Source organism: Mesorhizobium sp. M7A.F.Ca.CA.002.15.2.1 (assembly GCF_003998715.1).
Taxonomy (GTDB): Bacteria; Pseudomonadota; Alphaproteobacteria; order Rhizobiales; family Rhizobiaceae; genus Mesorhizobium; species Mesorhizobium ciceri.
In genome coordinates, this window is record NZ_RZPI01000112.1 from 1 (window position 1) to 10,933 (window position 10,933).

The 10,933-nt window shown below is 63.2% G+C and carries 8 protein-coding genes; 7 read left to right on the forward strand and 1 reads right to left on the reverse strand.

Annotated elements, in window-relative coordinates:
- The 4 genes from glmU to ENZ74_RS09405 all read left to right on the forward strand — a co-directional run.
- The coding region (glmU, locus tag ENZ74_RS09390) for a bifunctional UDP-N-acetylglucosamine diphosphorylase/glucosamine-1-phosphate N-acetyltransferase GlmU (protein ID WP_127312742.1) at positions 1-1,107 on the forward strand (1,107 nt) is incomplete at its 5' end.
- Positions 1,108-1,279: 172 nt separating this feature from the next.
- The gene (glmS, locus tag ENZ74_RS09395) at positions 1,280-3,103 is read left to right on the forward strand and encodes a glutamine--fructose-6-phosphate transaminase (isomerizing) (RefSeq protein ID WP_063167904.1); all 1,824 of its coding nucleotides are present in this window, start codon (positions 1,280-1,282) and stop codon (positions 3,101-3,103) included.
- A 31-nt stretch (positions 3,104-3,134) separates the two neighbouring features.
- Positions 3,135-3,437: a HigA family addiction module antitoxin gene (locus ENZ74_RS09400; RefSeq protein WP_027161478.1), complete on the forward strand. Its 303-nt coding sequence runs from the start codon at positions 3,135-3,137 to the stop codon at positions 3,435-3,437.
- Positions 3,438-3,517: 80 nt separating this feature from the next.
- Positions 3,518-4,273 carry a DUF502 domain-containing protein gene (locus tag ENZ74_RS09405; RefSeq protein ID WP_024503567.1) on the forward strand — a complete coding sequence of 252 codons (756 nt, stop codon included), beginning with the start codon at positions 3,518-3,520 and terminating at the stop codon, positions 4,271-4,273.
- Here ENZ74_RS09405 and recG read toward each other — a convergent pair.
- Positions 4,225-6,333, reverse strand: coding sequence for an ATP-dependent DNA helicase RecG (gene recG / locus ENZ74_RS09410; protein ID WP_127312743.1), 2,109 nt, complete (start codon positions 6,331-6,333; stop codon positions 4,225-4,227). The two genes, ENZ74_RS09405 and recG, sit on opposite strands and share 49 nt — an antisense overlap.
- A gap of 92 nt (positions 6,334-6,425) precedes the next feature.
- Between recG and ENZ74_RS09415 the strand changes: the two genes are divergently transcribed.
- The 3 genes from ENZ74_RS09415 to ENZ74_RS09425 all read left to right on the forward strand — a co-directional run.
- Entirely contained in the window at positions 6,426-6,713 is a 288-nt protein-coding gene (locus ENZ74_RS09415) for a succinate dehydrogenase assembly factor 2 (RefSeq protein WP_013531907.1), read from the forward strand.
- A 73-nt stretch (positions 6,714-6,786) separates the two neighbouring features.
- Entirely contained in the window at positions 6,787-10,284 is a 3,498-nt protein-coding gene (mfd, locus tag ENZ74_RS09420) for a transcription-repair coupling factor (protein ID WP_127312744.1), read from the forward strand.
- Positions 10,285-10,419: 135 nt separating this feature from the next.
- Positions 10,420-10,933: 3-deoxy-7-phosphoheptulonate synthase (locus tag ENZ74_RS09425; RefSeq protein ID WP_164760980.1), on the forward strand; the 514-nt coding region annotated here is incomplete at its 3' end.

Genomic DNA, 10,933 nt, shown 5'->3' on the forward strand with positions numbered 1-10,933 from the left:
GCGCACGCCGTGCTTGCCGCGCGCGATGCGATATCAAAGGGTTATGACGATATTCTCGTGATGTTTGGGGACACGCCGCTGATCGACGCAGATGCGCTGACCGTGGCGCGGCTGAAACTGGCTGAAGGCGCTGCCGTCGTCGTGATCGGATTCCGTCCGCCCAGTCCGACTGGTTATGGCCGGTTGATCGAAAAGGACGGCAAGCTGATTGCCATCCGCGAGGAGAAGGACTGCTCCGAGGAGGAGAGGAAAATAACCTTCTGCAATGCCGGCATGATGGCGGTGGCCGGCGCCCATGCGCTGGCGCTGCTCGATCAGGTCGGCAACAAGAATGCCAAGGGCGAGTATTATCTCACCGACATTGTCGAGATCGCCAGTGCGCGAGGCCTCGATGTCGTGGCCACCGAAGCCAGTTTCGAAAGCGCGCTCGGCATCAACAACCGCGCCGAACTGGCGCAAGCCGAAGCCATCTGGCAGGCGCGCCGGCGGCATGAGGCGATGCTGTCGGGCGTGACGCTGATCGCGCCGGAGACGGTGTATTTCTCGCACGACACCGAGATCGGCACTGACACGATCGTCGAGCCCCATGTCTGGTTCGGTCCGGGCGTGAAGATTGCCACGGGCGCCAAGGTCCATGCCTTTAGCCATATCGAGGGCGCCACCATTGCGTCCAATTGCGATGTCGGGCCGTACGCGCGGCTGCGGCCGGGCGCCGATCTCAGGAACAAGGCCAAGGTCGGCAATTTCTGCGAGGTCAAGCAGGCGGTTATCGAAGAGGGCGCCAAGGTCAACCATTTGACCTATATCGGCGACGCCCGTGTCGGTGCTGGGGCCAATATCGGCGCCGGCACCATTACCTGCAATTATGACGGCTATTCGAAATTCTTCACCGACATCGGCGAGGGCGCTTTTGTCGGCTCCAATTCGTCGCTGGTGGCGCCTGTCACCATCGGCAAGGGCGGCTACATCGCCTCAGGCAGCGTGATCACCGAAAGCGTGCCCGACGACGCGCTGGCCTTCGGCCGCGCCCGCCAGAAGACCATTCCAGGCAAGGGCAAGGAGTTGCGCGAGCGCTTTGCTTCGGCGGCGGCGGCGAAGAAAAAGTAAGACCAGCCCGCAAACCGAACGATTGCAGTAACCGGATTGCAAGAGCGGCCTGTCATGGTGCATCGACAGAATGAGCGTTCCGTTATACGGGACGAAATGCAATGTGACTTTCCACGGCAGGCTGGCCATCCCTAAATAGCGCTGGTTTTCCGGGGAATCGGGGGCTTTCTGCATGTGCGGTATCGTTGGAATCGTCGGCCACTCGCAGGTTGCGCCGCTCATCGTCGATGCGCTGAAGCGGTTGGAGTACCGTGGCTATGATTCGGCCGGCGTCGCGACCATCGAGCGTGGCGAACTCGCCCGCCGCCGCGCCGAAGGCAAGTTGATCAACCTGGAGCGCCGGCTCAAGGACGAGCCGCTCGATGGCACGATCGGCATCGGCCACACGCGCTGGGCGACGCATGGCGTGCCCAACGAGAGCAATGCGCATCCGCATTTTTCCGACGGCGTCGCCATCGTCCACAACGGCATCATCGAGAATTTCGCCGAACTGCGCGACGAACTGGTCCGCGACGGCTATTCTTTTTCGTCGCAGACCGACACCGAGGTCGTGGCGCATCTGGTGGCCCGCGAACTCGCCAAGGGGCTGAAGCCGGTCGAAGCCGCGCACCAGGCGCTGAAGCGGCTGGAAGGCGCCTTTGCGCTGGCGATCATGTTCAAAGGCGACGAGGATTTGATCGTCGGCGCCCGCAACGGTCCGCCTTTGGCCGTCGGCCATGGCGATGGCGAGATGTTCCTGGGCTCCGACGCCATCGCGCTCGCCCCGTTCACCAATTCGATCACCTATCTGGAAGATGGCGACTGGGCGGTGGTGCGCCGTGGCGGTGTCACCATCTTCGACATTGACGGCACAAAGGTCGACCGCAAACGCCAGCAGTCGCTGTCGACCAGCTTCATGGTCGACAAGGGCAACCGACGCCATTTCATGGAAAAGGAAATCCATGAGCAGCCCGAGGTGATCTCGCACACCTTGGCGCATTACGTGGATTTCGTCTCCGGAGTGTCGAAGCCGCTCGACCTGCCGTTCGACTTCGCCAAAATTGGTCGGCTGGCGATCTCGGCCTGCGGCACGGCGTATCTGGCCGGCCTGATCGGCAAGTACTGGTTCGAGCGCTACGCGCGCCTGCCCGTCGACATCGATGTCGCCTCCGAATTCCGTTACCGCGAAATGCCGCTGTCGAAGAACGATGCGGCGTTTTTCATCTCGCAATCGGGCGAGACCGCCGACACGCTGGCCTCGCTGCGTTATTGCCGCAAAGCCGGCATGAAGATCGGCGCGATCGTCAATGTGCGCGAATCGACCATGGCGCGCGAATCCGACGTCGTGCTGCCGACGCTTGCCGGACCCGAGATCGGCGTCGCCTCGACCAAGGCCTTCACCTGCCAGCTTTCCGTGCTGGCCGCGCTTGCGGTGCGCGCCGGCGTGGCGCGCGGTATGATTTCGAAGGAACAGGAGAAAACCCTGGTGCGCGCGCTTTCGGAAGCGCCGCGCTACGCCAACCAGGTGCTCAAGCTTGAAGAGCAGATCGAGCGGATCGCGCGCGAACTCTCGCGCTACAAGGACGTGCTCTATCTCGGCCGCGACACCAATTTCCCGCTGGCCATGGAAGGCGCGTTGAAACTCAAGGAAATCTCCTACATCCACGCCGAAGGCTATGCAGCCGGCGAACTGAAGCATGGGCCGATCGCGCTGATCGACGAGAACATGCCTGTCATCGTCATCGCGCCGCATGACCGGATCTTCGAGAAAACCGTTTCCAACATGCAGGAAGTGGCGGCGCGCGGCGGCAAGATCATCCTGATCACCGACAGCAAGGGCGCGGCGCAGGTGAGCGTGAAGACGATGGAAACAATCGTGCTGCCGGATGTGCCCGAAATCATCTCGCCGATCATCTATGCGCTGCCGATCCAGATGCTGGCCTATTTCACCGCCGTGTTCATGGGCACCGACGTCGACCAGCCACGCAATCTGGCGAAATCGGTGACGGTGGAATAGGTTTTGCCTTCCAGACCGGAGGTTGGGCCGAATGGCATCGAAGTTCGCACGTCCAGTTCATCCTGGAGAATTCCTGCGTGAAGAATATCTCGTCCCGCTCGGCATGAGTGCAGGCGCGCTGGCGAAAAAGCTCAACCTTCCGCGCACCCGTATCGAACGCATTGCCAAGGAAGAGATCGGCCTGACTCCCGATACCGCTCTTCGCCTCGCCAGATTTTTCAACACCACGCCCGAATTCTGGATGAATTTTCAACAGGCCTATGAGCTTGAAACCGAAGCCAGAAAGCTGGCGCCGGAGCTCGAGAAGATTGAGCCGTTGGAAGTAGCGGCATAATCGGCTCTTTAAAAACTTCGCAGTTCCAAAGCTTCGTCCGGTTCACTAATGTTGCGCTGCAACCCGCGCTCCGGTGAACCATGTCCGACGCTCCCAAGACCTCCGGCATGACCCGGCTGAGGAACTATTTCCTCACGGGCTTCATCGTCTGCGCGCCCTTGGCGATCACCGCCTACATTGCCTGGTCGTTCATCGGCTGGGTCGATTCCTGGGTGAAGCCTTATATTCCGGCCCGCTACAGCCCTGACACCTACCTGTCGTTTCCGGTGCCGGGGTTCGGACTGATCGTGGCGCTTATCCTGATCACGCTGATCGGTTTCCTGACGGCAAACATCGTCGGCCGCGCCATCGTCAATTTCGGCGAGCGCCTGCTTGGCCGCATGCCGCTGGTGCGCGGCATCTACGGCTCGCTGAAACAGATTTTCGAGACCGTGCTGTCGAACAAGGGTGACATGTTCCGCCAGGTCGGGCTGGTCGAATATCCGCGCAAGGGCGTGTGGTCGCTGGTGTTCGTCGCCAGTGAAAAGGAAACCGAGATCAACCAGAAGCTCGACCAGGAAGGCGATCCGCTGATCGCCGTATTCATGCCGTGCACGCCAAACCCGACCACGGGCTTCCTGATGTATGTGCCGAAGTCGGACATCGTGCCGCTCGACATGACGATCGAGGATGGCGCCAAGCTGATCGTCTCCGCCGGTCTGGTGGCGCCCGAAGTAAAGCAAATGGTTGTCGTGAATGGCGAGCCGATCGAAGGGATGCTCGCCAACCCTTCGGTTGCCGCCCTGGCTCAGCCGGCGCGCAGAAGCCGCACGGCTTCGTCGCGACCGAACAAGTAAAGCAGCAGGCGCAACGCCTCACCACGCTGCGATTGCAGCTCCGGATCGCGTGACAGGATCAGCCTGGCATCGTCGCGGGCGGCCTCCAGAAGGTCGGCAGGCGCCTCGATGCGAGCCACCTGGAAGCCCGGCGTGCCCGACTGGCGGGTGCCCAGCAATTCGCCTTCGCCGCGCAGCTTCAGGTCCTCCTCGGCGATCAGGAACCCATCCTCGGTCTCGCGCATCACCGACAGCCGGCGTTTTGCGGTCTCGCCGAGCGGGTCCTTGTAGAGCAGCACGCATGAGGAGGGCTTGTCACCGCGTCCGACCCGGCCGCGCAGCTGGTGCAACTGGGCCAGGCCGAAGCGCTCTGCATGCTCGATGACCATGACGGTGGCGTCCGGCACATCGACGCCGACCTCGATGACGGTGGTGGCGATCAGGATGCGTGTCTCGCCCTGCTTGAAGGCGCGCATCGCCTCGTCCTTCTCGGCACCCTTCATGCGGCCGTGAACGAGACCGATGCGATCGCCGAACAATGGTTTCAGCGAGGCGAAGCGGTCTTCGGCCGACATCAGTTTGATCTCTTCGGATTCCTCGACCAGCGGACAGATCCAGTAGATCTTCTGGCCGCCGGCGACGGCGTCCACCATGCGGGCGACCAGTTCGTCGAGCCGCTCGAGCGGCAGCGTAACGGTACGGATCGGCTGGCGGCCGGCCGGTTTTTCCGTCAGTTTCGACACGTCCATGTCACCGAAAGCGGTCAGCACCAGGGTGCGCGGGATAGGAGTGGCCGTCATCACCAACATGTCTGGCGCGTCGCCCTTGGCGGTGATGGCAAGCCGCTGATGGACGCCGAAACGATGCTGCTCGTCGATGACGGCGAAGACGAGGTCTTTGAAGGTGACGGTCTCCTGGAACAGCGCGTGGGTGCCGACGACGATGTCGATCTCGCCGGTTGCCAGGCCGACCAGCGTATCCGCGCGTTCGCGGCCCTTCTCGCGACCGGTGAGGATGGCGATGCGAAGCCCTACCTTGGCGGCAAGCGGCGTGATGGTCGCAAGATGCTGGCGCGCCAGGATTTCGGTCGGTGCCATCAAGGCTGCCTGGCCGCCGGCCTCGACGGCACGCGCCATGGCCAGCAGCGCGACGACAGTCTTGCCGGAACCGACATCGCCCTGCAGAAGCCGCAGCATGCGCTCTGGGTCGGCGAGGTCGGCATTGATTTCGGCCAGCGCAAACTCCTGGCTTGATGTCAGCGAATAGGACAGTGCGGCCCGCAGTTTTTCGACGATGCGGCCGTCGCCGACCAGGGGTCGCCCGGACAGCCTGCGGACTTTCGCTCGCACCAGCGCCAGCGAGACCTGGCCCGCCAGCAACTCGTCATAGGCGAGCCGCCGCCAGGCGGCACCATCGATGGAGACGTCAATCGGGTCGGCCGGATTGTGGATGCGGGCAAGCGCATCGCCAAAGGCCGCAAAGGTGTGCCGCCGCATGAAGGCGCCGTCCTGCCATTCGGGAAATTCAGGCACGCGCGTCAGCGCCTGGCCGATCGCCCGGCGCAGCACCTTGCCCGAGAGCCCGGCTGTCAGAGGATAGACCGGTTCGACCAGCGGCAGGTTTTCCGCTTCGCTGGCCAGCGCAATATGGTCGGGGTGGACCATGCTCGGGCGGCCGTTGAACCATTCCATGCGGCCCGAGACCACGACATGCTCGCCCTCGGGCATCGCCTTTTCGAGATAGGAGGCGTGAGCATGGAAGAAGGTCAGCGCGATCTCTCCGGTATCGTCATGGGCGAAGACCCGGTAGGGCACCGACCTGTTGCCACGCGGTGGCGGCTGGTGGCGGTCGATGCGCACATCGAGCGTGACGATCTGGCCTTCCGCGGATCCCGCGATACCAGGCCGACTGCGCCGGTCGATGACGGTGTGCGGCAGCACGAACAGAAGATCGCCGGCACGCGCCGCGCGGTCGCCGAGATCGGCCGGAACAACCTTCTCGATCAGCGCGCCGACTTTCGGTCCGACGCCTGCAAGCGACGTAATCGGGACAAACAAGGGATCGAGGATGGTCGGGCGCATGATGTCAGCTTATGTTGCGACGGCGGCAGCGCAAGGCTGACAGCCCCTTCTATCCACGCTATATGCGCCGCAGCAAGCAAGGATGCGGTACGATGACCGGAACGACGAGATCAAGCGAGGGGCTGGACGTGCGCCGCCGCAAGCTTCTGTTTCGCTCCTGGCATCGCGGCATGCGCGAGATGGACCTGATCCTCGGCACTTTCGCCGACGCTGAGATCGGCGTCTTGACCAACGAGGAAATCGACCAATATGAGAGGCTCCTCGACATTCCCGATACCGAATTCCTGCCCATGGTCACCGGCGAACGCCCGGTTCCGGCCGATATCGATTGTGCCGTCCTGCGAAAGATCCTGGCTTTCCGCCGCTCTCTGACATTCTGAACACAAGCAATTCCAGGAAAAGTAACGAAGCGGTTTTCCGTTCGGAATTGCGATGAAACAAGACCGTGATTTCATGAGCCTCATTCCCACCATCGGTCTGCCGAAAGGCCGCGCCGGTCAGTTCATCGTCGATGGCGTCGCCGACGGCTACGAAGCCTTTGCGCTGGTGCAGGCGGCGCTCGAGATCGCGCCCGACAAGCCGGTTCTGTTCGTCGCGCGCGACGGTCAGCGCCTGCCGGCGATCATCGAGGCATTGTCCTTCGCGGCCCCCGGCCTGCCGGTGCTGGAACTGCCGGCCTGGGATTGCTTGCCCTACGACCGCGTCTCGCCCGGCTCCGATGCGGCCGCCAAGCGCCTCGATGCGCTGACCGCCATGATCGCTCTGGCGAAGAAGCCGCACCGCGCCGTCATCCTCACCACCGCCAATGCGCTGCTGCAGCGCATTCCGCCGTCCGAGTTGGTCGAGGCGCAGACTTTTCATGCCAGGCCCGGCAACCAGATCGACATGAACGCACTGGTCTCGCGGCTGGAAACGTCCGGTTTCGAGCGTGTGCCGACAGTGCGCGGCATCGGCGAGTTCGCGGTGCGCGGCGGCATTCTCGACCTGTTCGCCCCCGGCTGGACCGAGGCGCTCAGGCTCGATTTCTTCGGCGACACGCTGGAATCGATCCGTGTGTTCGACGCCGCCACGCAGCGCACCACCGGTCAACGCAAGTCGATGGCGCTGCAAGCGATGAGCGAAGTGGCGCTGACGCCGGAAACCATCAGCCGCTTCCGCCGCTCCTATATCGAAGCCTTCGGCGCACCGCAGCGCGACGACGGGCTCTATGCGGCGGTCAGCGAAGGGCGTCGCTTCGCTGGCATGGAGCACTGGCTGCCGTTCTTTTACGAACGGCTGGAGACGGTGTTCGACTATCTGCCTGACACGCCCGTCATCTTCGACCATCTGGCGCATGAGGCGCTGGCCGAGCGCCACACGCTGATCCTCGATCACTACGAGGCGCGCAGGAAGCAGGCCGATGGCGCGCTGAAGGATGCGGTGCCCTATAAGCCAGTCGCGCCGGACCTGCTCTATCTCTCCCCGGAAAACCTGATCACCTCGCTCGGGCCGCGCGAAGCGATCGACTTTACGCCATTCGACGCGCCCGACATTGGCGCCAAGAAGGTCTATCACGCCGGTTCGCGCCACGGCCGCAGCTTCGTCGAGGAGCGCGCCGATCCGAACGCCAACGTGTTCGATGTCGTCGTCAAACACATCGCCGATGAGCGCGCGGCGCGCCGCCGCGTCGTCATCGCCGGCTGGACCGAAGGCTCGCTCGACCGGCTTGGCCAGATCCTCGCCGAACACCATCTCGGCAACCTCAAGCAGGTCGTGACGCTGGCGGAAGCCGAAAAGCTCGAGCCGGGGCAGGCGGCCCTGGCCGTGCTGCCGCTCGAATCCGGCTTCGAGACCGAAAAACTGGTCGTCGTCGCCGAACAGGACATTTTGGGCGACCGGCTGATCCGGCGCTCGAAACGCAAGAAACGTCCCTCGGATTTCATTGCCGAGGCCTCGGCGCTGTCGGCCGGCGACATTGTCGTCCATGCCGACCACGGCATTGGCCGTTTCATTGGCCTGCGCACCATCGAAGCGGTCGGCGCGCCGCATGACTGCCTGGAAATCCACTATGCCGGCGACGACCGGCTGTTCCTGCCGGTGGAAAACATCGAACTCCTGTCGCGCTACGGTTCTGACACGGCCGAGGCGACGCTGGACAAGCTTGGCGGCGGCGCCTGGCAGTCGCGCAAAGCGCGGCTGAGGAAGCGCCTGCTCGACATGGCCGGTCAGTTGATCCGCATCGCCGCCGAGCGGCAGATGCGCTCGGCGCCGCCACTGGTGCCGGCAGAAGGCCTCTATGGCGAGTTCGCCGCCCGCTTTCCCTATGAAGAGACCGACGACCAACAGACGGCCATCGATTCGGTGCGCGACGTTCTTGCTGCCGGCAAGCCGATGGACCGGCTGATCTGCGGCGATGTCGGTTTCGGCAAGACCGAAGTGGCGCTGCGTGCCGCCTTCATCGCGGCGATGGAAGGTTTTCAGGTGGCGGTGGTGGTGCCGACGACATTGCTGTCACGCCAGCATTTCAAGACGTTTTCGCAGCGGTTTTCCGGCCTGCCGATCCGCGTCGCCCAGGCGTCGCGGCTGGTCGGCGCCAAGGAACTGGCCGAGACCAAGAAAGGCATCGCCGAAGGCCAGGTCGACATCGTCATCGGCACGCACGCGCTGCTCGGTTCCGCGATCTCGTTCAAGAACCTTGGTCTGCTGATCATCGACGAAGAGCAGCATTTTGGCGTCAAGCACAAGGAACGGCTGAAGGACCTGAAGACCGACGTGCACGTGCTGACGCTGTCGGCGACGCCGATCCCGCGAACGCTGCAACTGGCGTTGACCGGGGTGCGCGAGCTGTCGCTGATCGCCACGCCGCCGGTCGATCGGATGGCGGTGCGCACCTTCATATCGCCCTTCGATCCGCTGGTGATCCGCGAGACGCTGCTGCGCGAACGCTATCGCGGTGGCCATTCCTTCTATGTGGTGCCGCGCATAAGCGATCTCTCGGAAATACATGATTTCCTGAAGGAATCCGTGCCGGAGTTGAAGGTGGCGGTGGCTCATGGCCAGATGCCGCCGGGCGAACTCGACGACATCATGAATGCCTTTTATGACGGCCAGTACGACGTGCTGTTGTCGACCACCATCGTCGAATCCGGCCTTGATATTCCGACCGCCAACACGCTGATCATCCACCGCGCCGACATGTTCGGCCTGTCGCAGCTCTACCAATTGCGCGGCCGCGTCGGCCGTTCGAAGGTGCGGGCCTACGCGCTGTTCACGCTGCCGGCCAACCGCAAGCTGACCGACACCGCCGAGCGGAGGCTCAAGGTGCTGCAATCGCTCGACACTCTGGGCGCCGGCTTCCAACTGGCCAGCCACGACCTCGATATCAGAGGCGCCGGCAATCTTCTCGGCGAGGAGCAGTCCGGACACATCAAGGAGGTCGGCTTCGAACTCTACCAGCAGATGCTGGAAGAAGCCGTCGCCGAGGTGAAGGATTCGGGCGAGGTGCAGGATGGCGGCTGGTCGCCGCAGATTGCCGTCGGCACGGCGGTGATGATCCCGGAAAGCTATGTTCCGGACCTGCAGCTCCGGCTGGCGCTTTATCGCCGTCTCGGCGATCTCGAAAACACCGAGGAAATCGACGCTTTCGGCGCCGAGCTGATCGACCGCTTCGGCCCGCTGCCGGAGGAGGTGAAGCATCTGTTGAAGATCGTCTTCATCAAGGCGCTCTGCCGCAAGGCCAATGTCGAAAAACTCGACGCCGGGCCGAAGGGCGTCGTCATCCATTTCCGCAAGCGCGAATTCTCCAACCCGGTCGGGCTGGTCAAGTTCATTGGCGAACAGGGATCGTTGGCCAAGATCCGGCCGGACCACAGTGTCGTCTTCGTGCGCGACTGGCCGACAGCCGAGAAGAGGCTGGCGGGCTCGGCGGTCGTCATGACGCAGTTGGCACGGCTGGTGGAGAAGGCGGCGTAGCTAGCCTCGGACCATTCGCCAGCGCTGAAATTCCGGTCTAGAATAGGAAATTGGCTTCGTGTATGGAGCCGCGATCCCCAATTGGGGCCGGGAATGGCGGAGTATAGGCCGCTGGAAAGAGCGTTGGGTGCAGCGATGACGAAATGGTCGCCGAATTCGTGGAGAGCAAAGCCGATCAAGCAGGTTCCTGCTTATCCGGACCTTGCAGCGCTGAAGAACACGGAGGCCCAGCTCGCAACCTTTCCGCCGCTGGTTTTTGCCGGTGAGGCGCGCAAGCTCAAGAAGCAGCTCGCTTCGGTCGCTGCCGGTGACGCATTCCTCCTTCAGGGGGGCGATTGCGCCGAGAGCTTCGCCGAGCATGGCGCAGACAACATCCGCGACTTCTTCCGCGTCTTCCTGCAGATGTCGGTGGTGCTGACCTTCGCCGGCGCGCAGCCGGTGGTCAAGGTCGGCCGCGTTGCCGGCCAGTTCGCCAAGCCGCGCTCGTCCGACAACGAGACCAAGGGCGAGGTGACGTTGCCCAGCTATCGCGGCGACATCATCAACGGCATCGAATTCGACCCGAAGTCGCGCATTCCGGATCCCGCTCGCCAGGAGATGGCGTACCGCCAGTCGGCGGCGACGCTCAACCTTCTGCGCGCCTTCGCGC